24 protein-coding genes are annotated in these 24,940 nt (G+C 58.4%); 3 read left to right on the top strand and 21 right to left on the bottom strand.

Going from position 1 to position 24,940, the window contains the following annotated elements; genetic code table 11:
* Positions 1 to 113: 113 nt before the first annotated feature.
* The 21 genes from glmS to rpmH all read right to left on the bottom strand — a co-directional run bounded on the left by glmS (position 114) and on the right by rpmH (position 20,579).
* The gene (glmS, locus tag DOCECA_RS22395) at positions 114 to 1,946 is read right to left on the bottom strand and encodes a glutamine--fructose-6-phosphate transaminase (isomerizing) (RefSeq protein ID WP_445571100.1); all 1,833 of its coding nucleotides are present in this window, start codon (positions 1,944 to 1,946) and stop codon (positions 114 to 116) included.
* A gap of 1 nt (position 1,947) precedes the next feature.
* On the bottom strand, positions 1,948 to 2,724 hold the full coding sequence (locus tag DOCECA_RS22390; protein ID WP_420766055.1) for a DeoR/GlpR family DNA-binding transcription regulator: 777 nt from the start codon (positions 2,722 to 2,724) through the stop codon (positions 1,948 to 1,950).
* Positions 2,725 to 2,924: 200 nt separating this feature from the next.
* Positions 2,925 to 4,292 carry a bifunctional UDP-N-acetylglucosamine diphosphorylase/glucosamine-1-phosphate N-acetyltransferase GlmU gene (gene glmU, locus DOCECA_RS22385; protein WP_434649521.1) on the bottom strand — a complete coding sequence of 456 codons (1,368 nt, stop codon included), beginning with the start codon at positions 4,290 to 4,292 and terminating at the stop codon, positions 2,925 to 2,927.
* Between the two features lie 115 nt (positions 4,293 to 4,407).
* Positions 4,408 to 4,833 (bottom strand): F0F1 ATP synthase subunit epsilon, encoded by a 426-nt coding sequence (locus DOCECA_RS22380; RefSeq protein ID WP_420766053.1) that lies wholly within the window; start codon positions 4,831 to 4,833, stop codon positions 4,408 to 4,410.
* Positions 4,834 to 4,878: 45 nt separating this feature from the next.
* Positions 4,879 to 6,255, bottom strand: coding sequence for a F0F1 ATP synthase subunit beta (gene atpD / locus DOCECA_RS22375; protein ID WP_039593181.1), 1,377 nt, complete (start codon positions 6,253 to 6,255; stop codon positions 4,879 to 4,881).
* Positions 6,256 to 6,282: 27 nt separating this feature from the next.
* Positions 6,283 to 7,143 (bottom strand): F0F1 ATP synthase subunit gamma, encoded by an 861-nt coding sequence (gene atpG / locus DOCECA_RS22370; protein WP_072397487.1) that lies wholly within the window; start codon positions 7,141 to 7,143, stop codon positions 6,283 to 6,285.
* Between the two features lie 50 nt (positions 7,144 to 7,193).
* Complete coding sequence (gene atpA, locus DOCECA_RS22365; RefSeq protein ID WP_024777788.1) at positions 7,194 to 8,738, bottom strand: F0F1 ATP synthase subunit alpha; 1,545 nt, start codon at positions 8,736 to 8,738, stop codon at positions 7,194 to 7,196.
* A gap of 21 nt (positions 8,739 to 8,759) precedes the next feature.
* On the bottom strand, positions 8,760 to 9,296 hold the full coding sequence (locus tag DOCECA_RS22360) for a F0F1 ATP synthase subunit delta (RefSeq protein ID WP_003187192.1): 537 nt from the start codon (positions 9,294 to 9,296) through the stop codon (positions 8,760 to 8,762).
* Positions 9,297 to 9,308: 12 nt separating this feature from the next.
* Entirely contained in the window at positions 9,309 to 9,779 is a 471-nt protein-coding gene (locus DOCECA_RS22355; protein WP_030139033.1) for a F0F1 ATP synthase subunit B, read from the bottom strand.
* 58 nt (positions 9,780 to 9,837) lie between these two features.
* Positions 9,838 to 10,095 (bottom strand): F0F1 ATP synthase subunit C, encoded by a 258-nt coding sequence (atpE, locus tag DOCECA_RS22350; protein ID WP_003097235.1) that lies wholly within the window; start codon positions 10,093 to 10,095, stop codon positions 9,838 to 9,840.
* A 132-nt stretch (positions 10,096 to 10,227) separates the two neighbouring features.
* Positions 10,228 to 11,097: a F0F1 ATP synthase subunit A gene (atpB, locus tag DOCECA_RS22345; protein WP_305497744.1), complete on the bottom strand. Its 870-nt coding sequence runs from the start codon at positions 11,095 to 11,097 to the stop codon at positions 10,228 to 10,230.
* Between the two features lie 16 nt (positions 11,098 to 11,113).
* Positions 11,114 to 11,521, bottom strand: coding sequence for a F0F1 ATP synthase subunit I (locus DOCECA_RS22340; RefSeq protein WP_039593179.1), 408 nt, complete (start codon positions 11,519 to 11,521; stop codon positions 11,114 to 11,116).
* Positions 11,522 to 11,669: 148 nt separating this feature from the next.
* On the bottom strand, positions 11,670 to 12,542 hold the full coding sequence (locus DOCECA_RS22335) for a ParB/RepB/Spo0J family partition protein (protein ID WP_445571099.1): 873 nt from the start codon (positions 12,540 to 12,542) through the stop codon (positions 11,670 to 11,672).
* A 9-nt stretch (positions 12,543 to 12,551) separates the two neighbouring features.
* Positions 12,552 to 13,349: a ParA family protein gene (locus tag DOCECA_RS22330; protein WP_186633322.1), complete on the bottom strand. Its 798-nt coding sequence runs from the start codon at positions 13,347 to 13,349 to the stop codon at positions 12,552 to 12,554.
* Between the two features lie 18 nt (positions 13,350 to 13,367).
* Positions 13,368 to 14,003 carry a 16S rRNA (guanine(527)-N(7))-methyltransferase RsmG gene (rsmG, locus tag DOCECA_RS22325; RefSeq protein ID WP_445572182.1) on the bottom strand — a complete coding sequence of 212 codons (636 nt, stop codon included), beginning with the start codon at positions 14,001 to 14,003 and terminating at the stop codon, positions 13,368 to 13,370.
* Positions 14,004 to 14,008: 5 nt separating this feature from the next.
* Entirely contained in the window at positions 14,009 to 15,907 is a 1,899-nt protein-coding gene (gene mnmG, locus DOCECA_RS22320; RefSeq protein ID WP_445571098.1) for a tRNA uridine-5-carboxymethylaminomethyl(34) synthesis enzyme MnmG, read from the bottom strand.
* Between the two features lie 746 nt (positions 15,908 to 16,653).
* Positions 16,654 to 18,024, bottom strand: coding sequence for a tRNA uridine-5-carboxymethylaminomethyl(34) synthesis GTPase MnmE (gene mnmE / locus DOCECA_RS22315; RefSeq protein ID WP_420766050.1), 1,371 nt, complete (start codon positions 18,022 to 18,024; stop codon positions 16,654 to 16,656).
* A gap of 79 nt (positions 18,025 to 18,103) precedes the next feature.
* Positions 18,104 to 19,786, bottom strand: coding sequence for a membrane protein insertase YidC (yidC, locus tag DOCECA_RS22310; protein WP_420766049.1), 1,683 nt, complete (start codon positions 19,784 to 19,786; stop codon positions 18,104 to 18,106).
* Positions 19,787 to 19,788: 2 nt separating this feature from the next.
* The gene (gene yidD / locus DOCECA_RS22305; protein WP_010465488.1) at positions 19,789 to 20,034 is read right to left on the bottom strand and encodes a membrane protein insertion efficiency factor YidD; all 246 of its coding nucleotides are present in this window, start codon (positions 20,032 to 20,034) and stop codon (positions 19,789 to 19,791) included.
* A complete protein-coding gene (rnpA, locus tag DOCECA_RS22300) occupies positions 20,027 to 20,428 on the bottom strand; it encodes a ribonuclease P protein component (RefSeq protein ID WP_420766123.1) in 402 nt (133 codons plus the stop codon). Before rnpA ends, yidD begins: the two co-directional genes overlap by 8 nt.
* A gap of 16 nt (positions 20,429 to 20,444) precedes the next feature.
* Positions 20,445 to 20,579: a 50S ribosomal protein L34 gene (gene rpmH, locus DOCECA_RS22295; RefSeq protein ID WP_003213577.1), complete on the bottom strand. Its 135-nt coding sequence runs from the start codon at positions 20,577 to 20,579 to the stop codon at positions 20,445 to 20,447.
* A 568-nt stretch (positions 20,580 to 21,147) separates the two neighbouring features.
* Here rpmH and dnaA point away from each other — a divergent pair.
* From dnaA to recF, 3 genes are read left to right on the top strand one after another with little or no spacing between them, the layout of a single operon-like run.
* Complete coding sequence (dnaA, locus tag DOCECA_RS22290; RefSeq protein WP_420766048.1) at positions 21,148 to 22,674, top strand: chromosomal replication initiator protein DnaA; 1,527 nt, start codon at positions 21,148 to 21,150, stop codon at positions 22,672 to 22,674.
* A 39-nt stretch (positions 22,675 to 22,713) separates the two neighbouring features.
* Positions 22,714 to 23,817 carry a DNA polymerase III subunit beta gene (gene dnaN / locus DOCECA_RS22285; RefSeq protein ID WP_025211054.1) on the top strand — a complete coding sequence of 368 codons (1,104 nt, stop codon included), beginning with the start codon at positions 22,714 to 22,716 and terminating at the stop codon, positions 23,815 to 23,817.
* A 14-nt stretch (positions 23,818 to 23,831) separates the two neighbouring features.
* Positions 23,832 to 24,935, top strand: a complete 1,104-nt coding sequence (recF, locus tag DOCECA_RS22280) for a DNA replication/repair protein RecF (protein ID WP_445571097.1) — start codon at positions 23,832 to 23,834, stop codon at positions 24,933 to 24,935.
* Positions 24,936 to 24,940 lie beyond the last annotated feature (5 nt).

The raw sequence follows: 24,940 nt of genomic DNA, 5'->3' as shown, positions 1-24,940 counted from the left end.
TCTACGTCATGTCCCAGGTCCGCGCAGAAAGGCATCGCTGGCTCAACCGAGGGGCGGAGGCGCCAGCGACAGACTTTATTTCGTAGCTTCACCACAAATGCCGGCCAGGTTTCTCACTCCACCGTCACAGACTTCGCCAAATTCCGCGGCTGGTCCACGTCGGTGCCCTTGAGCACCGCCACGTAGTACGACAGCAATTGCAGCGGGATGGTGTAGAGGATCGGCGACAGGATGTCGTGGATGTGCGGCATGTGTACCACATGGGTACCTTCGCCGTTGGTCATGCCAGCCTTCTCATCGGCGAAGACCACCAATTGGCCGCCACGGGCGCGTACTTCCTGCAGGTTCGACTTGAGCTTTTCCAGCAGCTCGTTGTTCGGCGCCACGGTGACCACCGGCATGTCGTTATCCACCAGGGCCAACGGGCCGTGCTTGAGTTCACCGGCCGGATACGCCTCGGCGTGAATATAGGAAATTTCCTTGAGCTTCAGGGCGCCTTCCATTGCCACCGGGAATTGCGCACCACGACCCAGGAACAAGGTGTGGTTCTTCTCGGCGAACAGCTCGGCGATTTTTTCCACGGTGCTGTCCATCGCCAAGGCTTCACCCAGGCGAGCCGGCAAGCGACGCAGTTCCTCGACAAGCTTGGCTTCGACGCCCTCGCCCAGCGTGCCGCGCACCTGGCCCAGGGACAGCGTCAGCAACAGCAGGCCCACCAACTGCGTGGTGAATGCCTTGGTCGACGCCACGCCGATTTCCCGACCGGCCTGGGTCAGCAGGGTCAGATCAGACTCGCGCACCAGCGAGCTGATGCCGACGTTGCAGATCGCCAGGCTGGCGAGGAAGCCCAACTCCTTGGCGTTGCGCAGGGCAGCCAGGGTATCCGCGGTTTCGCCAGACTGGGAAATGGTCACGAACAGGGTGTCGGGCTGCACGACAACTTTGCGATAGCGGAACTCGCTGGCGACTTCGACCTGGCAGGGGATACCGGCCAGCTCTTCGAGCCAGTAACGCGCGACCATGCCGGCGTGATAGCTGGTGCCGCAGGCGACAATCTGCACATTGCGCACCTTGGCGAACAGCTCGGCGGCTTGCGGACCGAAGGCGTGCACCAGCACTTGATCCTGGCTCAGACGGCCTTCGAGGGTGCGCTGCACCACGGCCGGTTGTTCATGGATTTCCTTGAGCATGTAATGCCGGAACTCGCCTTTGTCGGCGGCTTCGGCGCCGTCGCGGTATTGCACCACCTCGCGCTCGACTTCCTTGCCGTCAAGGTCCCAGATCTGCACGCTGTCGCGGCGGATCTCGGCGATATCGCCTTCTTCCAGGTACATGAAGCGATCGGTGACCTGGCGCAGCGCCAGTTGATCGGAAGCCAGGAAGTTCTCCCCCAGGCCCAGGCCGATCACCAACGGGCTGCCACTGCGGGCCGCCACGAGGCGATCCGGTTGTTTGGCGTTGATCACCGCCAGGCCATAAGCGCCATGGAGTTCCTTGACCGTGGCCTTGAGCGCTACGGTCAGGTCCACCAGGTCCTTGAGCTTGTGGGTGAGCAAATGGGCAATGACTTCGGTGTCGGTGTCCGAGGTGAACACATAGCCGAGTGCCTTGAGTTGTTCGCGCAAGGCCTCGTAGTTCTCGATGATGCCGTTGTGCACCACCGCCAGGTCGCCGGAGAAATGTGGGTGGGCGTTACGCTCGCACGGTGCGCCATGGGTGGCCCAGCGGGTATGGGCGATACCCAGGCGACCGATCAGCGGCTCAGCGTCCAGTGCCCGTTCCAACTCGCTGACTTTTCCCGGGCGCCGCACACGCTCAAGTTTTGCGTCTTGGGTGAATACCGCCACGCCGGCACTGTCGTAGCCGCGGTATTCAAGACGCTTGAGGCCTTCAAGCAGGATGGCCGTGATGTTGCGCTCAGCAACGGCGCCGACAATTCCACACATGTTATTTCTCCTGGCTGACAGGTGCGCAGATCAGATTGATGCCGCGGGCCTGAATCTGGTCGCGTGCCTCCACGGGCAGGCGATCATCGGTAATGAGGGTATGGACGCTGCTCCACGGCAGTTCCAGGTTGGGTATCTTGCGGCCGATCTTATCGGCCTCCACCATCACGATCACTTCGCGTGCAACCTCAGCCATCACACGGCTCAGGCCCAGCAGTTCGTTGAAAGTGGTGGTGCCGCGCGCCAGGTCGATGCCGTCGGCACCGATGAACAACTGGTCGAAGTCGTAGGAACGCAGCACTTGCTCGGCGACCTGGCCCTGGAAGGATTCCGAATGCGGGTCCCAAGTGCCACCGGTCATCAACAGCACCGGCTCGTGCTCCAGCTCGCTCAAGGCGCTGGCGACGTGCAGGGAATTGGTCATCACCACCAGCCCCGGCTGATTGCCGAGTTGAGGAATCATGGCCGCCGTGGTGCTGCCGCTGTCGATGATGATGCGCGCATGCTCGCGGATCCGCTTCACGGCGGCCCCGGCAATGGCGTGTTTGAACTTGGAGACACTCTGGGCGTTATCCGCCACCAGCTCCTGAGGCATTGGTACCGCGCCACCGTAACGACGCAACAGCAAACCATTGGTCTCCAGGGCGGCGAGGTCCTTGCGAATCGTAACTTCGGAGGTTTCGAAGCGCTTGGCCAATTCGTCCACGCTGACCTCGCCCTGCTCTTGAAGCAGGACGAGGATATTGTGGCGACGTTGTGGTGTGTTGCGCTTGGACATGGCGCCCTAAGTTTCGATTCGAAAGATAACGCAAGCAATCAAAACCTATTGCAGCGATATCGTCAAGGCGCCAAGAGAAAAATTCAGAAATCGAATGTGGCAGCTCACTCGCGATAGCGGTGGTTCAGTTAGAACGTTCTATCTGACAAACCGCTATCGCGAGCAAGCTCGCTCCCACCAAAGAGCATGTGTGGATAACTTCAGGGCTTCTTGATCTTCACCGGACGCTTCCAGCCGTCGATGTTGCGCTGGCGGGCGCGTGCCACGGCCAATTGGCCGTTATCCACATTCTGGGTAACGGTCGAACCAGCAGCCGTGGTCGCCCCACTGGAGATATCCACAGGCGCCACCAGTGAGTTGTTGGAGCCAATGAAGACGTCTTCGCCCAGCACGGTTTTCCATTTGTTGGCGCCATCGTAGTTGCACGTAATGGTACCGGCGCCAATGTTGGTGCGGGCGCCGACTTCAGCGTCCCCCAAGTAGGTCAGGTGGCCCGCCTTCGCGCCCTCGCCCATGTGGGCATTCTTCAGTTCAACGAAGTTACCCACATGGGCACGGGCTTCCAGCACAGTGCCCGGGCGCAGGCGGGCAAACGGACCCGCGTCGGAGCCTTCCCCCATCACCGCGCCTTCGAGGTGACTGTTCGCCTTGATCACCACACCCTTGCGCAGGGTGCTGTCCTTGATCACGCAGTTCGGGCCGATGACCACGTCATCTTCAATGATGACCTTGCCTTCGAGGATGACATTGATATCGATGACCACGTCGCGCCCCACGCTGACTTCACCGCGTACGTCAAAACGAGCCGGATCGCGCAGGGTCACGCCTTGAGCCATCAGGCGGCGGGCGGCGCGCAATTGATAGTGGCGCTCCAGCTCGGCCAGTTGTCGGCGATCGTTGGCGCCCTGCACTTCCATGGCGTCCAGCGGCTGCTCGGTGGCGACGACCAGGCCATCGGCTACGGCCATGGCGATCACGTCGGTCAGGTAGTACTCGCCCTGGGCATTGTTGTTCGACAGACGACTCATCCAGTCGCCCAGGCGCTCGGCCGGCACGGCAAGAATCCCGGTGTTGCCCTCGGTAATCGCGCGCTGGGCTTCGTTGGCGTCTTTTTGCTCGACGATCGCTGTCACCTGGCCGTCGGCATTGCGCACAATGCGGCCGTAGCCGGTCGGATCATCCAGCTCGACGGTCAACAGGCCCAGTTGTTGTGGCGCGACGTGCTTGAGCAGACGTTGCAACGTGTCGACTTCAATCAGCGGCACATCGCCGTAGAGAATCAACACCGTATCGGCAGTAATGAATGGCACAGCCTGAGCCACGGCGTGGCCGGTACCCAGTTGTTTGTCCTGCAAGACGAAATTCAGGTCATCCGCCGCCAGGCGCTCACGCACCGCGTCGGCACCGTGACCGATCACCACATGGATACGCTGTGGATCAAGTTGTCGGGCGCTGTGGATAACATGGCCCAGCATGGAATTGCCGGCAACCGGGTGCAAGACCTTGGGCAGCGCCGAACGCATGCGGGTGCCTTGACCGGCCGCGAGAATAACGATTTCGAGAGACATGACTGGCTACCAATCCTGGGTGGTCAGCGGCTGCGACCAGATGATGAGTGTCGGGAAAAGAAAAAAGGGTAGCCGAGGCTACCCTTTTTAATCAATCGCACAGAAAGCTGACGGCTTAGCCGCCGAACTTCTTGCGGATCTGCTGGACGGTACGCAGCTGGGCTGCGGCCTCGGCCAGACGTGCAGCAGCAGAACCGTAGTCGAAGTCTGCGCCTTTTTCGTTCAGGGCCTTCTCGGCAGCCTTGACGGCTTCCTGAGCGGAGGCTTCGTCCAGGTCGGCAGCACGTTGCACGGTGTCGGCAAGGACCTTGACCATGTTCGGCTGAACCTCGAGGAAACCACCGGAGATGTAGAACACCTCCTTGTCCCCGCCCTGCTTGGTCAGAGTAATCGGACCTGGCTTCAAGCTGGTGATCAACGGTGCGTGACCCATGGTGATACCCAGATCACCCAGCTCACCGTGCGCAACCACAAACTCGACCAGACCGGAGAAGATTTCCCCTTCCGCACTGACGATATCGCAATGGACTGTCATAGCCATCTGATTGCCTCAACCTAAATTAGCGCCCGTTGCCGGGCGCCGGGATTACAGTTTCTTGGCTTTCTCGATCGCTTCTTCGATGCCGCCGACCATGTAGAACGCTTGTTCTGGCAGGTGGTCGTAGTCACCGTTGAGGATGCCTTTGAAGCCAGCAATGGTGTCTTTCAGGGAAACGTATTTACCCGATGCACCGGTGAAGACTTCAGCCACGAAGAACGGTTGCGACAAGAAGCGCTGGATCTTACGAGCGCGGGATACCAACTGCTTGTCGGTTTCCGACAGTTCGTCCATACCCAGGATCGCGATGATGTCCTTCAGCTCTTTGTAACGCTGCAGCACGTACTGAACGCCGCGAGCGGTGTCGTAGTGCTCCTGGCCGATCACGTTCGGGTCCAGCTGGCGCGAAGTCGAGTCCAGTGGGTCTACCGCTGGGTAGATACCCAGGGAAGCGATGTCACGGGACAGAACGACGGTGGCGTCCAAGTGGGCGAAGGTGGTCGCTGGCGACGGGTCGGTCAAGTCGTCCGCTGGTACGTATACCGCTTGGATCGAGGTGATCGAACCTTGCTTGGTCGAAGTGATGCGCTCTTGCAGCACGCCCATCTCTTCAGCCAGGGTCGGCTGGTAACCTACTGCCGAAGGCATACGGCCCAGCAGTGCGGATACTTCGGTACCGGCCAGGGTGTAACGGTAGATGTTGTCGACGAACAGCAGAACGTCGTTACCTTCGTCACGGAACTTCTCGGCCATGGTCAGGCCGGTCAGAGCTACGCGCAGACGGTTTCCCGGCGGCTCGTTCATCTGGCCGTAGACCAGCGCCACTTTGTCCAGAACGTTGGAATCCTTCATCTCGTGGTAGAAGTCGTTACCCTCACGAGTACGCTCACCCACACCGGCGAACACGGAATAACCGCTGTGCTCGATGGCGATGTTACGGATCAGTTCCATCATGTTTACGGTCTTGCCCACACCGGCACCACCGAACAGACCGACTTTACCGCCCTTGGCGAACGGGCAGACCAGGTCGATAACCTTGATGCCTGTTTCCAGCAGCTCGTTGCCACCGGCCTGTTCAGCGAAGGATGGCGCAGGACGGTGAATGCCCCAACGCTCTTCGGTGTCGATCGGGCCAGCTTCGTCGATCGGGTTGCCCAGTACGTCCATGATCCGGCCCAGAGTCGCTTTACCGACCGGTACGGAGATGGCTGCGCCAGTGTTGTTGACGTCCAGACCGCGCTTCAAGCCTTCGGTGGAGCCCATCGCAATGGTACGAACCACGCCGTCGCCCAGCTGCTGCTGAACTTCCAGGGTGGTTTCGGCGCCTTGAACCTTCAAGGCGTCGTAGATGCTCGGTACGCTGTCGCGTGGGAATTCCACGTCGATAACGGCGCCGATGATTTGAACGATACGTCCGCTACTCATAGCTGGATCCTCTGAATATTTGAACCGTTAAACCGCGGCAGCGCCGCCGACGATTTCCGAGATCTCTTGGGTGATCGCAGCCTGACGCGCCTTGTTGTAGATCAGCTGCAAATCGCTGATCAAATCACCGGCGTTGTCGGTAGCGTTCTTCATCGCGATCATCCGCGCCGCTTGTTCAGCTGCGTTGTTCTCGACCACCGCCTGGTAGACCTGCGACTCCACGTAGCGGACCATCAAGCCGTCGAGCAGCTCCTTGGCATCCGGTTCGTAGAGATAGTCCCAGTGGTGCTTGAGTTCCTGTTCCGGGGTCGCCACCAGTGGAATCAACTGCTCCACGGTCGGCTGTTGCGTCATGGTGTTGATGAACTTGTTGGATACCACGGACAGGCGGTCGATCCGGCCTTCCAGGTAAGCATCCAGCATCACCTTGACGCTGCCGATCAAATCATTGATCGACGGTTCTTCACCCAGGTGGCTGATAGCAGCGACGACGTTACCGCCGAAGTTGCGGAAGAAAGCCGCACCCTTGCTACCGACCACGCACAGATCGATCTCGACGCCTTGTTCGCGGTTTACCGCCATGTCCTTGACCAGGGCCTTGAACAGGTTGGTATTCAAGCCACCGCACAGACCACGGTCACTGCTCACCACCACGTAACCGACGCGCTTGATGGCGCGTTCGATCATGAACGGGTGACGGTATTCCGGGTTGGCGTTGGCCAGATGACCAATCACCTGGCGGATGCGCTCCGCATAAGGACGGCTAGCAGCCATGCGCATTTGTGCCTTGCGCATTTTGCTGACCGCCACTTTTTCCATGGCGCTGGTAATCTTTTGCGTGCTTTTGATGCTCGCAATCTTACTGCGAATCTCTTTTGCGCCTGCCATGTAACACCTATCAGGTTAGCAAGCGGGAGCCTTGCGGCTCCCGCTGCGGCTTACCAGGTTTGGGTGGCCTTGAACTTCTCGATGCCGGCTTTGAGGCCAGCGTCGATTTCGTCATTGAAGTCACCCTTCACGTTGATCTTGGCCATCAAATCGGCGTGATCGCGGTTGAAGAAAGCAATCAGCGCTTGTTCGAAGCTGCCGATCTTGGCGATTTCAATGTCAGTCAGGAACCCACGCTCAGCGGCATACAGCGACAGCGCCATGTCAGCGATCGACATCGGTGCGTATTGCTTCTGCTTCATCAGCTCGGTAACGCGCTGACCATGCTCAAGTTGCTTACGGGTCGCTTCGTCCAGGTCAGAAGCGAACTGGGCGAATGCCGCCAGTTCACGGTACTGGGCCAGGGCGGTACGGATACCACCGGACAGCTTCTTGATGATCTTGGTCTGAGCGGCACCACCCACACGGGATACCGAAACACCGGCGTTCACAGCAGGACGGATGCCCGAGTTGAACATGGCCGATTCCAGGAAGATCTGACCGTCGGTGATGGAAATCACGTTGGTCGGAACGAACGCGGAAACGTCGCCAGCCTGGGTTTCGATGATCGGCAGCGCGGTCAGGGAACCGGTCTTGCCAGTCACTGCGCCGTTGGTGAACTTCTCTACGTACTCTTCCGAAACGCGGGATGCGCGCTCCAGCAGACGGGAGTGGAGATAGAACACGTCGCCTGGGTAGGCTTCACGGCCTGGTGGACGGCGCAGCAGCAGGGAAATCTGGCGGTAGGCCACTGCTTGCTTGGACAGATCGTCATAAACGATCAGCGCGTCTTCACCGCGGTCGCGGAAGTATTCGCCCATGGTGCAACCGGAGTACGGTGCCAGGAACTGAAGGGCAGCCGATTCGGAGGCGCTGGCGGCAACGATGATAGTGTTGGCCAGTGCACCGTTTTCTTCCAGTTTGCGAACTACGTTGGCGATGGTCGATTGCTTCTGACCGATTGCTACGTAGACGCAGAAGATGCCGCTGTTTTTCTGGTTGATGATCGCGTCGATCGCCAGAGCGGTCTTACCGATCTGACGGTCACCGATGATCAGCTCACGCTGGCCACGGCCGACAGGAATCATGGCATCGACAGCCTTGTAGCCAGTCTGTACAGGCTGGTCTACCGACTTACGCCAGATCACGCCAGGAGCAACTTTCTCGACCGCGTCGGTCTCGGTGTTGTTCAGCGGACCTTTGCCGTCGACAGGGTTACCCAGTGCGTCGACAACGCGACCCAGCAGTTCCTTACCGACAGGAACCTCGAGGATGCGGCCGGTGCACTTGGCGCTCATGCCTTCAGCCAGAGTCGTGTACGCGCCCAGTACCACGGCACCTACAGAGTCTTGCTCCAGGTTGAGGGCCATACCGTAGACGCCGCCCGGAAACTCGATCATCTCGCCGTACATGACGTCGGCCAGACCGTGAATCCGCACGATGCCGTCAGATACGCTGACGACAGTGCCTTCGTTACGGGCTTGGGAGGTCACATCGAGCTTTTCGATGCGGCCCTTGATAATTTCACTTATTTCGGAAGGATTGAGTTGCTGCATTGCTCTGCTGCCCCTTCAAACTCAAGATTTCAATGCTTCGGCAAGTTTCGCGATTTTGCCGCGAATCGAGCCATCGATAACCAGGTCGCCGGCGCGGATTACAACGCCCCCTATCAGGGACTTGTCTTCCTCGACTTGCAGGCGCACTTCCCGGTTGAGTCGTGCACTGAGAACCTTGGCGAGTTTGTCTTGCTGTTCTTGGTTCAATGCAAAAGCACTGGTCACTTCCACGTCTACCGACTTCTCCTGCTCGGCCTTGTACAGGTCGAACAGTGCGGCGATCTCCGGCAGAAGCGGGAGACGGTCGTTTTCGGCAACGACGTGGATGAAATTCTGTGCCTTGGCATCGAACTTGTCGCCGCACACGTCAATGAACGTGGCGGCCTTTTCTGCGCTCGTCAGTCGCGGGGCCTTGAGCACGCGCTGCATGGTGTCGTCTTGCGACACCGCTGCTGCCAGGCCGAGCATGGCTGACCAATTGGCCAGTTGCTGGTGGGCCTGAGCGTGCTCGAAGGCCGCCTTAGCGTAAGGTCGGGCCAACGTGGTCAGTTCTGCCATGATCGCCCTCGCTTAGATTTCAGCAGCCAGTTGGTTTACCAGCTCTGCGTGCGCGTTTTGATCGATTGTGGCACCCAGGATCTTCGAAGCACCGCCAACGGCCAGGCTACCCACTTGGGCGCGCAGCGCGTCTTTGACACTGTTGAGTTCCTGTTCGATCTCGGCTTGAGCCTGAGCCTTCACACGGTCAGCTTCGACGCGAGCCTGTTCACGGGCTTCGTCGACAATCTGCGTACCGCGCTTCTTGGCTTGCTCGATGATTTCAGCTGCCTGAGCTTTCGCTTCGCGCAGTTGCTGACCCACTTTCTCATGGGCCAACTCCAGGTCGCGAGCTGCTCGGCTGGCAGCGTCCAGACCATCAGCGATCTTCTTTTGACGTTCGTGCAATGCCGCAATGACCGGAGGCCATACGAACTTCATGCAGAACAGTACAAAAATCAGGAACGCAACGGACTGGCCAATCAGGGTCGCATTAATGTTCACGCCAACACCTCGCAGTTACGTTGTCCATCACACCAAATTACCCGGAAAATCCGAGTAATCAGCCAGCGATCTGACCAACGAACGGGTTCGCAAAGGTGAAGAACAGCGCGATACCAACACCGATCATGGTTACGGCGTCGAGCAGACCGGCAACGATGAACATTTTGACTTGCAGCATTGGAACCATTTCTGGCTGACGCGCAGCGCCTTCCAGGAACTTGCCGCCCAACAGGCCGAAACCAATTGCGGTACCCAGTGCGCCCAGGCCGATCAACAGTGCAACAGCGATAGCGGTTAGACCAACTACAGTTTCCATCTTTCCTCCCGACTTTTACGTCGTATGGTTTAGGTTTTTTAGATTAAAGCGGTAAAACAAATCGTTTCATCGAGCCCGTTCGGGCCCCTTCCCGTTTGACCGGGAAGGACATCAGACTAGTCGAGACTGGCCTTAATGGTTTTCTTCGTGCGCCATCGACAGGTAGACGATGGTCAGCATCATGAAGATGAACGCCTGCAAGGTGATGATCAGGATGTGGAACACAGCCCACGCCCATTGCAGCACCACGCCCAGGCCGCTGAGCCAGAGCAGGCCGCTGCCGAACATCACAGCGATCAGGATGAACACCAGCTCGCCGGCATACATGTTGCCGAACAGACGCAGGGCCAGAGAGATTGGCTTGGCGATCAGGGTCACGAATTCCAGGAGGAAGTTCACCGGAATCAGCAGGGCCTGAACAAGGATGTTCTTGCTGCCGAACGGGTGCAGGGTCAGTTCGCCGATGAAGCCGCCGATGCCCTTGACCTTGATGCTGTAGAAAATGATCAGTGCGAAAACCGAGAACGCCATGCCCAGGGTCGCGTTCGGGTCGGTGGTCGACACGGCGCGGAACGGGATATGGGCATCGCCGGAGATCAGGATGGCCAGCTGAGGAATCCAGTCGACCGGTACCAGGTCGATGGCGTTCATCAGGAACACCCAGACGAAGATGGTCAGTGCCAGCGGTGCGATCACCGGGCTACGGCCATGGAAGCTGTCTTTCACGCTGCCATCGACGAATTCGACCAATACTTCAACGAAGTTCTGCAGTGCACCTGGCTGACCGGAAGTCGCTTTTTTCGCCGCCATGCGGAAAAGGAAAACGAAGATCAGACCCAACGCGACCGACCAGCCGAGGGTATCGACGTGGAAAGCCCAGAAGCCCATTTCCTTGGCTTCTGCTGCGGTGTGAGCAAAGCCCCAGCTGCCGTTAGGTAGCTGCCCGAAGGTCAGGTTCTGCAAGTGGTGCTGGATATAGCCCGAAGCGGTTGTTTCTGCCATGGTTGCCTCAAACGCCCTAAGGTCTCGAAAGTCTTGTTCTCATTAGCAGGGGAGCAAACCAACTGACCATCTGGGTCAGCAGGAACACGCCGAATACAGCCAGCGGCGCCAGTGGCTTCACACCTGCGAACGTCAGCGCAAACAGCACTGCCGTCAAAATCAGTTTCCCCGCCTCGCCGGCATAAAAAGACCGGACGATAGCCTGGGCTGCTCGGGCGCCGGAAAACCGAAATGCCCTGTGAGCGAAGTAAATATTGGGAAGCAAGGCTATCAGGCCTCCGCAAAGACCCGAGTATCCGGCGACGACTCCCTTCCATTGCCAAAGCGCCAACGCGGCGATCAATACAACGACGAACTGGGCCATCAACACCGGGAAAACTGCCAGACGATGGAACGGCAAGCGGTTTGGCGTGCGTGTTTCCATCGCTTTTGCTCTCCAATGGTCGGCTGCCTGAATTCAACAACTTGGCATAATTTGTGCCGACAAAATGCGCGCAGAGTATAGGGGCGGTTCTGCCCCTATTCAACCTTCAGGTAGTGATTTCCGACTGCGCGCTACAAGGGCAATTGTTTCAGCGAATGTGCGCAAGAACACCTTGCAGCTCATCGAGGGAGTTATAACCGATCACCAGCTGACCCTTGCCCTTCTTTCCATGGCGAATCTGCACGGCAGAGCCCAGGCGCTCGGCCAGGCGCTGCTCAAGACGAGCGATATCCGGATCGGGTTTTGGTGCTTCGACAGGCGCAGGTTTACCGCTCAGCCATTGACGAACCAGTGCCTCGGTTTGGCGCACGGTCAGGCCGCGTGCGACAACATGTCGCGCCCCTTCAATCTGTTGATTCTCCGGCAAACCGAGCAATGCCCGGGCATGTCCCATTTCCAGGTCGCCGTGGGACAACATGGTCTTGATGACTTCTGGCAACGCGATCAACCGCAGCAGGTTCGCCACTGTCACGCGAGACTTGCCCACCGCTTCGGCGACTTGTTGCTGGGTCAGCTGGAATTCCTGCTGCAAGCGCTGCAGGGCCACGGCTTCTTCGATAGGGTTGAGGTCTTCGCGCTGGATGTTCTCGATCAGCGCCATGGCGATTGCAGTTTCGTCCGGCACATCGCGGACCATCGCCGGAATGGTTTCCTGTCCGGCCTGCTGGCTGGCGCGCCAGCGGCGCTCGCCAGCGATGATCTCGAAACGCCCATCGGCAATCGGCCGCACCACGATCGGTTGCATCACCCCCTGCGTCTTGATCGACTGGGCCAGTTCCTCCAGCGCCTGCGGATCCATGTCCCGGCGCGGCTGGTATTTGCCACGCTGGATCAGGTCCAGGGGCAAATGCTGCAATTCACGGTGATCGGCCTGCACGGCCTGCTCTTCCAGCGAACTGACAGTCGGACCGCTGAGCAGCGCATCCAGTCCACGTCCGAGACCTCGTTTCTTGACGGCCATGGGGCTTCCTTAAGTTGGCTGGGCTGCAGCGATGCGTGGTTGACGACGTTGGCGGCGAACCATCTCGCCTGCCAGCGCCAGGTAAGCCAGCGCGCCGCGCGATTGTTTATCGTACGCCAGGGCCGGCATGCCGTAGCTCGGCGCTTCGGCCAGACGGATGTTGCGCGGGATGACCGTATCGTAGAGCTGCTCGCCGAAATGCTCCTTGAGCTGGGCAGAAACATCGTTCATCAGGCTCAGGCGCGGGTCGTACATGGTCCGCAACAATCCCTCGACCTTCAGGTCCGGGTTCAGCAATTCAGCGATACGCTTGATGTTATCCACAAGGTCGCTCAACCCTTCAAGGGCGAAGTACTCGCACTGCATGGGGATAATCACCCCATCGGCGGCCACCAAGGCGTTGAGGGTCAACATCGACAGCGACGGTGGGCAGTCGATCAGGATGTAGTCGTAATTCTCGCGGACCGGCGCCAGCGCGCTGCGCAGGCGGCTTTCCTTCATCTGCATTTCCAACAGCACCACTTCGGCCGCCGTCAGGTCGCGGTTGGCCGGCAGCAGTTGATAACCGCCATGTTCGGAGAAGTGCATGGCCTGGCCCAGATCGCATTCGCCGATCAGGACGTCATAGATGGAGTTTTCCAAGCCATGTTTATCCACACCGCTACCCATGGTGGCGTTGCCCTGTGGATCGAGGTCGATCAACAGCACCCGGCGCTTGGTGGCGACCAGGGATGCTGCGAGGTTGATGCAGGTGGTGGTCTTGCCCACACCACCTTTCTGGTTCGCTATTGCGAATACCTTAGCCATTCTTGCGTGTGTTCCCAATCATGCCGTGCGGCGCAGTATCAGCAGATGGCGTTGGCCTTGGCAACCGGGTACGGCCAAGGCGTGTTCGCTATCGAGGTGGAAGTCTGCCGGCAATGCTACCAGCTCATCGGCCGGATGAACGCCCTTCATTGCCAGCCAGCGCGTATTGGCGTCGCCAAGGTGGCGCGTCCAGTTGCTGAAGTTCTCCATGCTGCTGAAAGCCCTTGAGATGATTCCGTTGAAAGGCTTTTCAGGCTGGAAAGCTTCGACGCGGCTGTGGATAACCTGGAGGTTATCCAGTTTGAGTTCGAGTTTGACCTGGGTCAGGAAGCGGGTTTTCTTGCCGTTGCTGTCCAGGCAGGTCACTTGAGAATCCGGAAACAGAATCGCCAGCGGGATGCCCGGCATGCCACCGCCACTGCCAACGTCCAGCCACCGACCGTTCTCGACGAAGGACATGACACTGAGACTGTCGAGCAAATGCCGCGAGACCATTTCATCCGGATCGCGCACCGCGGTCAGGTTGTAGGCCTTGTTCCACTTGATCAACAGTGCCAGGTAGCCCAGCAATTGCGCATGCTGGGCTTCGGTCAGGCTGACGCCGAGCTGACGAGCACCTGTGGATAACTCTTCGGCATGCTGCGAGGTGACCATCGAACTCAAGCGCTTTGCTCCAACTGGCGGCCCGCGCCGCGTTTTTTCAAATGAATCATCAACAGCGAAATCGCCGCGGGCGTGACGCCAGGGATGCGCGAGGCCTGACCCAGGGTCTCTGGACGGGTCGCACCGAGCTTGCTCTGGATTTCTTTCGACAACCCGGAAATGCCGGTGTAGTCGATATCCACAGGCAGTTTGGTGTCTTCACTGGCGCGCAGGCGAGCGATTTCATCCTGTTGGCGGTCGATATAACCGGCGTATTTGGTCTTGATCTCAACCTGTTCGGCCACTTGCGGATCTTCCGCACCTTGGCCGGTCACTTCCACCAGCCCGGCGTAGTCGATTTCCGGACGGCTCAACAGGTTGAGCAGGTTGTATTCGTGGGTCAGCGGCGTGCCGAATTTCGCCGCAATGGCATCGCCCTGCTCGGTGCCCGGGCGAACCCAGGTGCTTTTCAGGCGCTGCTCTTCCAGCTCGATATGCTCGCGTTTCTTGCAGAATGCGGCCCAGCGCACGTCATCCACCAATCCTAATTCGCGACCTTTCTCGGTCAGGCGCAGGTCGGCGTTGTCTTCGCGCAGGATCAGGCGATATTCGGCGCGGGAGGTGAACATCCGATACGGTTCCTGGGTGCCCAGGGTAATCAGGTCGTCCACCAGCACACCGATGTACGCCTCGTCGCGACGCGGGCACCACGCTTCTTTGCCCTTGGCGAGCAGTGCGGCGTTGGCACCGGCCAACAATCCTTGGGCGCCAGCCTCTTCGTAACCGGTGGTGCCGTTGATTTGCCCAGCGAAGAACAGGCCGCCGATGACCTTGGTCTCCAGGCTGTACTTCAAGTCACGTGGATCGAAGTAGTCGTATTCGATGGCGTAGCCCGGGCGAACGATGTGGGCGTTTTCCATGCCGCGAATCGATTGCACGATCTGCAGTTGCACATCGAACGGCAGGCTTGTGGATATCCCGTTTGGATACAGCTCATGGGTGGTCAAACCTTCCGGTTCGATGAAGACCTGGTGGCTTTCCTTGTCGGCAAAGCGATGGATCTTGTCTTCGATCGACGGGCAATAGCGCGGGCCGACACCTTCGATTTCACCGGCAGCGGAATACATCGGTGAACGATCGAGGTTCGCCGCGATGATCTCGTGGGTGCGAGCGTTGGTATGGGTGATCCAGCAACTGACTTGCCGTGGATGCTGTTCTTTGTTGCCCATGAACGACATCACCGGGATCGGAGTATCGCCAGGTTGCTCGGTCATCACCGAGAAATCCACCGACTTGCCGTCGATACGCGGTGGTGTACCGGTTTTCAACCGACCAACACGCAGCGGCAGTTCACGCAGGCGCTGGGCCAGGGCGATCGATGGAGGATCACCAGCGCGTCCGCCGGAAAAATTCTGCAAACCGATGTGGATAAGTCCCCCGAGGAAGGTCCCGGTGGTCAACACCACGGAATCGGCGAAGAAACGCAGACCCATTTGCGTGACGACACCGCTTACTTGGTCCTGCTCGACGATCAGGTCATCGGCTGCTTGTTGAAATATCCACAGGTTCGGCTGGTTTTCCAGGATTTCACGGACAGCGGCCTTGTACAGGACTCGATCGGCCTGGGCGCGGGTGGCGCGCACGGCTGGGCCCTTGCGGCTGTTCAACACGCGAAACTGAATGCCCCCTTTATCCGTGGCCATGGCCATCGCACCGCCAAGGGCGTCGATTTCCTTGACCAGGTGGCTCTTGCCGATGCCACCAATGGCGGGGTTGCAGCTCATGGCACCGAGGGTTTCCACGTTATGCGTCAGCAGCAGGGTTTTAGCGCCCATGCGTGCTGATGCAAGTGCTGCCTCGGTACCGGCATGACCGCCGCCGATGACGATCACTTCAAAACGGGAAGGGAAATCCACCACGCACCTCGTGCCTGCTTTATTCAGGTAATTCGGAAATAGATTCTGGCTTGGTTCCTGGGCGTTTTCGAACCAGGGTCGGCAAGTATAGGGACTTCCCTCTTCCTAAAGAACCCTCTGCACAAAATTTAACCAGCTGTGGAGAACTCGGGGTTAAAAAAATAAAAAAGAAAGAAATTTATAAAACCTTTGTTTTTATGTTTATTCTTAGTGACCGGCCTATCTGTGGATAACGTTCTGCATCCCTTGTTTTACAGCATGTACAGAGTTTCAAAACCCTGTGACCATGTACCCCGGAGCGCCTTGGATAACCGGTGTAAGCCTGTGGATTAATATGGGCTTTATCCACAGGTGCGGTTATATCCAGTTTTGAAGGGGCCTTATCAACCGACCTCAGTGGCAGTTATTCACAGGGCTTAATCCACAGAAAACAGCCGACAAGGGTCGCCGAAGCGTCCACAGGCAAGCCGCCATTAAGGGCAATCAGTTCAAAAAAAAGAGGAGGTAGCGGGTTTGTGTTGCGCTCGATAGGCTTTCGAGGACAAACCCGGCTGCAAAGACGTGATGTAGTTGCCGAGGGACGATAGGCCTGTGGCGAGGAAGCTTGCTCCCGCTGGGTCGCGAAGCGGCCCCAAAACCTGCCGAATGCGGAGTACCTGACACCCGCACCCGCCGGTTTACGACAGCGTCGCAGACGAACGGGAGCAAGCTCCCTCGCCACGGGTTTGTCGACAGCCCCTGCGGGGTTATTTACCGATGCAGAAGCTGGAAAAGATCCGCCCCAACAGATCATCAGAGCTGAAGGCGCCGGTAATTTCCCCGAGGAACTGTTGAGCCTGGCGAAGATCTTCTGCCAGCAGTTCTCCTGCCCCCGCCAAGGTCAATTGTGCGCGGCCGTGCTCCAACGCCGCGCTGGCGTGGCGCAGTGCTTCGAGGTGTCTGCGCCTGGCGCTGAAGCTGCTCTCTGAGGTCTGTTCATAACCCATGCAAGCCTTGAGATGGTCGCGCAGCAATTCCAGCCCCTCGCCCGCTGATTTCGCGCTTAGGCTGATGGTCACGTGGCCGTCGTCGCTGACTTCGAGGGCAATGGCCTCCCCTGTCAGGTCAGCCTTGTTACGAATCAGCGTGACTTTCGCTGGATCCGGGCGAACTTGGAGGAACTCAGGCCACAAGGCAAAGGGATCGTCCGCTTCCGGCGCAGTCGCGTCCACCACCAGCAATACACGGTCGGCTTCACTGATGGCCTTCAGGGCACGTTCAACACCAATTTTTTCGACCTGGTCATCGGTGTCGCGCAAACCAGCGGTGTCCACCACGTGCAGAGGCATTCCATCGATGTGGATATGTTCGCGCAGGATGTCTCGGGTAGTGCCGGCAATCTCGGTGACGATCGCTGCTTCGCGACCGGCTAAGGCGTTAAGCAGACTGGATTTGCCAGCGTTAGGCCGACCGGCAATCACCACTGTCATCCCGTCGCGGAGCAAGGCACCCTGCCCAGCTTCACGCAGGACTGTGGATAATTCATCGCGGACCTTATCGAGCATGCTCAGCACGTGGCCATCGGCGAGAAAGTCGATTTCCTCTTCGGGGAAATCGATTGCGGCCTCGACGTAGATGCGTAGCCCGATCAGTTGCTCGGTGAGGTTATGCACACGCTGTGAAAATGCCCCTTGCAACGAACGCAACGCATTACGTGCCGCTTGCGCGGAGCTCGCTTCGATGAGATCGGCAATGGCCTCGGCCTGGGCCAGGTCGAGTTTGTCGTTGAGGAATGCTCGTTCGCTGAATTCCCCCGGCCGCGCCAGGCGACAGCCCAGCTCGAGGCAACGCTGGAGCAACATGTCCAGGACAACCGGGCCGCCGTGGCCCTGCAGCTCCAACACATCTTCACCGGTGAATGAGTTAGGCCCCGGGAAATACAAGGCCAGCCCTTCATCGAGCACTTGCCGCTGCGAATCGAAGAACGGGCCGTAATGGGCAAACCTCGGCCTGAGTTCACGACCGCTGATCGCGTTGGCCGCGACACTGGCCAACGGCCCCGAAATACGGACGATGCCGACACCGCCGCGACCTTGAGCGGTGGCAACGGCGGCGATGGTTTCACGCGGTGCGCTCATAAACCGGTATCCAGACAAAAATGGCAGATAGCAAAACGCCCCACTAGGGGGCGTTTTGTGTGGTTATCCACAGAGCAAGTTACGCCTCGGCTTTTTTCGTAGCCGCTTCGATCTTACGCGTGATGTACCACTGCTGGGTGATCGACAGCACGTTGTTCACAACCCAGTACAGCACAAGACCCGCCGGGAACCACAGGAAGAAGAAGGTGAAGATGATTGGCATCATTTTCATGACCTTCGCCTGCATCGGGTCCGGAGGTGTCGGGTTCAGCTGCTGCTGGATGAACATGGTGGCGCCCATGATGATCGGCAGGATGAAGAACGGATCCTTGATCGACAGGTCCGTAATCCACAGCATGAACGGAGCCTGGCGCATCTCCACGCTTTCCAGCAAGACCCAGTAAAGCGCGAGGAACACAGGCATTTGTACAAGAATCGGCAAGCAACCACCCAGCGGGTTGATCTTCTCCTTCTTGTACAACTCCATCATGGCCTGAGACATTTTCTGCCGGTCATCGCCATGTTGTTCTTTCAGGGCGGCCAGTTTCGGCGCCACTGCACGCATCCGTGCCATCGATTTGTAGCTGGCAGCCGACAGCGGGAAGAAGATCCCCTTGATCAGCATGGTCAGGAAGATGATCGACCAACCCCAGTTGCCGACGATGCTGTGGATATGTTGCAGCAGCCAGAAGATTGGTTGGGCAATGAACCATAGGAAGCCATAGTCAACAGTCAATTCCAGGCCTGGGGACAACTCTTTCAGCACGGCCTGGCTTTTTGGACCGGCGTACAGAACGGCGCTCGTTTCGGCTTTTGCACCGGGCGCGGCAGTCAATGTCGGGCCGGTATAACCGATGATGAAGTTGCCTTTGCTGTCTTTACGCGTCTGGACGACGTTGCTGTCGCCTTTTTGCGGGATCCACGCAGTTACAAAATAGTGCTGCAGCCAGGCAACCCAGCCACCTTGGACGGTTTCCTTGAGCTGAGCCTTGTCCATGTCCTTCATGGACACTTTCTTGTACGGCTCCGAACTTGTCCACAGGGCAGCGCCCAGGTAAGTCGCGGTGCCGGTGGCGGTGCTGGAGGATGGATCGTCGCTGGCATCACGCTTGAGTTGCGCGAACATCGCACCGGACCAAGGCTGGGCGCTCTGGTTGTCGATCAGATAAGAGACGGTTACGTCGTACATGCCACGTTTCACAGTGAAACGCTTGATGTAGTTGACGCCGTCCTTGCTGAACTTCAGGTCCACGACCAGTTGGTCCTGACCGTCAGCCAGTTGATAAGTCTTCTTCTCGGCAGAGTAGATCGGGCGACCGGCCGGGTTCGAATCCGGACCGTTGGTACCGATCAGGCCACTTTGGGCCAGATAGGTGCGCTCGTTACCGTTGTCGAACAACTGGAACGGAATTTCCGGATGATCCTGACGACGTGGGTACAGCGGCAGCTTCAGCTGCGCGACGTCACCACCTTGTGGGTCGATTGCCAGCTCGAGCACGTCCGTCTTGATCTGAATGAGATCTTTGCTTACGGCCACTGGGGCTTCGGCAGGAGCGCTGGTATCGCTTGCCGCGCGTGGGATGTCGTCATTGTTGGCAGCGTTGTTGCCAACTGGAGCATCCGGCAGGCTCGGTGCGGTATTGCTGGCTGCAACATTCTGAGTCGGCAGGGCAGCCTGGCCGTAGTCCTGGTTCCATTTAAGGACCATGACGTAGGACACGATTGCCAGGGCGACGATCAGGATCGTGCGTTTGATATCCATGATTACTCGGCCATCGAAGAAGAACGGGAGGTAGGGATAGGCGGAACCGGGTCATAACCGCCGGGATTCCACGGATGACAGCGACCTAAACGACGAAAGGTCAGCCAGCCACCGCGCAGAAGGCCATGATTTTCTATGGCTTCATACGCGTAGCAAGAACAACTGGGGTAGAAACGACAGTGGCTGGCCATCAGGGGACTAATGGCGTAGCGATAAAACTGGATCGGAACGAGTGCCAGCTTACGCATCGGTACTGTCTACCCCTACAGTTTCGGTGTTGGCTGCTGGTGCTGGCTTGTTACGGGCCAGACGTTTCCAGAGCTTGCCGAAATGCTGAATCAATTCGGGGTTTTCTACGTCACCCAAACCTTTGCGCGCAACGATCACAATGTCCCACCCCACCAGTGAATCCTGATTCAGGCGAAACGATTCGCGCATCAAACGCTTGAGGCGATTGCGCTGAACGGAGAGCTTAACGCTCTTTTTCCCGATAACCAGCCCAAGTCGGGGGTGATCGAGATCGTTACTGCGCGCAAGGAGCAGGAGATTTTTCCCCGGAACCTTGCCGGTAGGGGAGTCAAAGACTGCCTTGAAATGCCGGGGGGTAAGCAGACGCTTTTCCCGACTGAAGTCCTGACTCACCTCCAGTGCCGGATTATCAAACTGCCAGACGCGCACGACCTTTGGCGCGACGACGCGACAGGACGGCACGACCATTCTTGGTAGCCATGCGAGCACGGAAACCGTGGGTACGAGCGCGTTTGATAGTGCTTGGTTGGAAAGTACGTTTCATGTCGTGTTACCTGGTTCGTCCACAACGGGCCGGAATGGCCCCCGTTTTAAGAGACCGGGGATTCTAGAGAAAGCAAGCCTCTAGGTCAATTTCCAACCAGCGTTTCCTTTAAATAGATGACCAGGCGCTTTTCGGTGGTTTCGTCACACAACGCTAGATATAGAAATAAAGAAGGAAAGTATTTAAAGCTTTTCTGTAAAGCTTATAAAAGCAAGGCCGGCGCCTAGCTGTGGATAACCACTCCAAGGCCTTGTAATCCGCAATGTACAGAGAATGACAACTAGGCGGGAAAGCGGTGGCAAGCCTGTGCTGCGCTGTCGGATAAGCTGTGTGTGGAATGCCAGGTTATCCACAGGCCGGTTATCCACTGAGTTTCGCCCCCAGTTGTGCAACGGCCTTAGGCGCAGTTATCCACAGGGCTTATCCACCGACCGCCGGTCGCCTTTCGTTCGGTTTATGCATTGATAAATCATGGTCGATGAGCAAGCTGCGTGTGGATAAGTGCTCGTCTGCTCGCTACAATGGCCGCTTGTTTTTGCCTCACCGGCTTTCAACTTAGGGGATGTCCGTGTCAGTGGAACTTTGGCAGCAGTGCGTGGAGCTTTTGCGCGATGAGCTGCCTGCCCAACAATTCAACACTTGGATCCGTCCACTACAGGTCGAAGCCGAAGGCGACGAGTTGCGTGTCTATGCACCGAACCGTTTCGTCCTCGACTGGGTCAACGAAAAGTACCTGGGCCGGGTCATGGAACTGCTCGATGAGCATGGCAATGGCATGGCGCCTGCGTTGTCCTTATTAATAGGCAGCAAACGTAGCTCCGCCCCCCGCGCCGCGCCCAACGCGCCGCTGGCTGCTGCTGCGTCACAGGCCCAGCAGGCTGCGCCGGTACCGGTCAACAACCATGCCGCCCCGGCGCCCGCGCCAGCCCCGAGCAAGCGCAATGCACAAAAAGTGGCCGAGGTCAGTGAAGAGCCTTCCCGGGACAGCTTCGACCCGATGGCCGGGGCGAGCTCCCAACAGGCGCCGGTGCGTACCGAACAACGCACCGTGCAGGTCGAAGGCGCACTGAAGCACACCAGCTATCTGAACCGGACCTTTACCTTCGAGAATTTCGTTGAAGGTAAATCCAACCAATTGGCTCGCGCCGCGGCCTGGCAGGTGGCGGATAACCCCAAGCACGGCTACAACCCGCTCTTTCTTTATGGCGGCGTCGGCCTGGGTAAGACCCACTTGATGCATGCGGTGGGCAACCATCTGTTAAAGAAGAACCCGAACGCCAAGGTTGTGTACTTGCATTCCGAGCGTTTCGTGGCCGATATGGTCAAGGCGTTGCAACTCAATGCTATCAACGAGTTCAAGCGTTTCTACCGTTCGGTCGACGCCTTGCTGATCGACGACATTCAATTCTTCGCCCGCAAGGAACGTTCACAGGAAGAGTTCTTCCACACCTTCAACGCATTGCTTGAAGGCGGGCAGCAAGTCATTCTCACCAGCGACCGCTACCCGAAAGAGATCGAAGGCCTTGAGGAACGCCTCAAGTCGCGTTTCGGTTGGGGCCTGACGGTGGCCGTCGAGCCGCCTGAGCTGGAAACCCGGGTCGCGATCCTGATGAAGAAAGCCGATCAGGCCAAGGTCGAGCTTCCTCATGACGCCGCGTTCTTCATCGCCCAGCGTATTCGCTCGAACGTGCGTGAGCTTGAAGGTGCCCTCAAGCGGGTGATTGCCCATTCTCATTTCATGGGCCGGGATATCACCATCGAGCTGATCCGCGAGTCGTTGAAGGACCTGCTGGCGCTTCAGGACAAACTTGTGTCTGTGGATAACATTCAGCGTACCGTTGCTGAATACTACAAAATCAAGATTTCCGACCTGCTTTCCAAACGTCGTTCACGTTCGGTGGCTCGACCGCGACAGGTGGCCATGGCCTTGTCCAAGGAACTGACCAACCACAGCCTGCCGGAAATCGGCGACGTGTTTGGTGGACGCGATCACACCACGGTGCTGCACGCCTGCCGCAAGATCAACGAACTTAAGGAATCCGACGCGGACATCCGCGAGGACTACAAGAACCTGCTGCGTACATTGACCACTTGATGACCACCAGCGCAGCTTATTAAGGCAAGGGACTAGACCATGCATTTCACCATTCAACGCGAAGCCCTGTTGAAACCCCTGCAACTGGTCGCGGGCGTCGTCGAACGCCGCCAGACCTTGCCGGTACTTTCCAACGTGCTGCTGGTTGTCGAAGGCCAGCAATTGTCGCTGACCGGTACCGACCTGGAAGTCGAGCTGGTTGGTCGTGTCCAACTCGAAGAGCCGGCCGATCCGGGCTCCATCACCGTGCCTGCGCGTAAGCTGATGGATATCTGCAAGAGCCTGCCAAACGATGCGCTGATCGATATCAAGGTTGATGAGCAAAAGCTCGTCGTCAAGGCTGGTCGCAGCCGTTTCACTTTGTCGACCCTGCCGGCCAACGATTTCCCGACGGTCGAGGAAGGCCCGGGATCGCTGACTTGCAGCCTGGAGCAGAGCAAGCTGCGCCGCCTGATCGAGCGCACCAGTTTCGCCATGGCCCAGCAGGATGTGCGTTATTACCTCAACGGCATGCTGTTGGAAGTGTCTGCCGGGATCATCCGCGCCGTGGCTACCGACGGTCATCGCTTGGCGATGTGCTCGATGCAGGCTGATATCGGTCAGCCGGATCGCCATCAGGTAATCGTGCCGCGTAAGGGCATCCTGGAGCTGGCCCGTCTGCTGACCGAGCCGGACGGCAACGTCAGCATCGTGTTGGGTCAGCACCACATCCGCGCCACGACTGGCGAGTTCACTTTCACGTCGAAACTGGTGGACGGCAAGTTCCCCGATTACGAGCGTGTGCTGCCAAAAGGTGGTGACAAGCTGGTACTGGGCGATCGCCAAGCGCTGCGCGAAGCGTTCAGCCGTACCGCGATCCTCTCCAACGAAAAATACCGCGGCATTCGTTTGCAGTTGGCCAACGGGCAGCTGAAGATCCAGGCGAACAACCCCGAGCAGGAAGAAGCGGAAGAAGAAGTCGGCGTGGACTACAACGGCGGCTCCCTGGAAATCGGCTTCAACGTCAGCTATCTGCTGGACGTGCTGGGCGTGATGACCACCGAGCAAGTGCGTCTGATCCTGTCCGACTCCAACAGCAGTGCGCTGGTGCAGGAGTCTGATAACGACGATTCGGCTTACGTTGTCATGCCGATGCGTCTGTAATCAGAATCAGCTAGATGTCCTTAAGTCGCGTCTCGGTCACCGCGGTGCGCAATCTGCACCCGGTGACCTTCTCCCCTTCCCCCCGCATCAATATTCTTTACGGCGCCAACGGCAGCGGCAAGACCAGCGTGCTGGAAGCCGTGCACCTGCTTGGGCTTGCCCGTTCGTTTCGCAGCACCCGTCTGTTGCCGGTCATTCAGTACGACCAACTGGCGTGTACGGTGTTTGGCCAAGTGGAACTGGCGGAAGGCGGCCATAGCGCCCTGGGGATCTCGCGGGACCGGCAAGGCGAGTTCCAGATCCGCATCGACGGCCAGAACGCGCGCAGTGCCGCGCAGTTGGCCGAAATCCTGCCGTTGCAGTTGATCAACCCGGACAGCTTCCGTTTGTTGGAAGGCGCCCCCAAGATCCGCCGACAGTTTCTGGACTGGGGCGTGTTCCACGTGGAACCGCGTTTCATGGCGACCTGGCAACGCTTGCAGAAGGCGCTGCGCCAGCGAAACTCTTGGCTGCGGCATGGTACACTTGACGCCGTTTCGCAAGCGGTTTGGGACAGGGAACTGTGCCAGACCAGCGCTGAAATCGATGAATACCGCCGCGCTTACATCAAAGCCTTGAAACCGGTCTTCGAGCAGACCTTGAGCGAACTGGTTGAGCTTGAGGGCCTGACGCTCAGCTATTACCGAGGCTGGGACAAGGACCGGGAACTGAGCACCGTGCTGGCTGGCTCGCTGCAGCGAGACCAGCAGATGGGCCATACCCAGGCTGGACCACAACGCGCTGACTTGCGCCTCAGATTGGGCGCGCATAATGCCGCGGACATCTTGTCCCGGGGGCAGCAGAAGTTGGTGGTGTGCGCCTTGCGTATCGCCCAAGGGCATCTGGTCAGCCAGGCCCGCCGCGGTCAGTGTATTTATCTGGTGGATGACTTGCCGTCCGAGCTGGACGAAGCCCACCGTCGGGCGTTGTGCCGCTTGCTGGAAGACTTACGCTGCCAAGTGTTCATCACTTGTGTAGACCACGAATTATTGAGGGAAGGCTGGCAGACGGAAACGCCAGTCGCTCTGTTCCACGTGGAACAGGGCCGTATCACCCAGACCCACGACCATCGGGAGTGAAGGCA

It is taken from the genome of Pseudomonas sp. E102 (assembly GCF_052660185.1).
The sequence above is the reverse complement of the archived record's forward strand: the minus strand, read 5'-3'. Positions and strand labels throughout refer to the sequence as shown.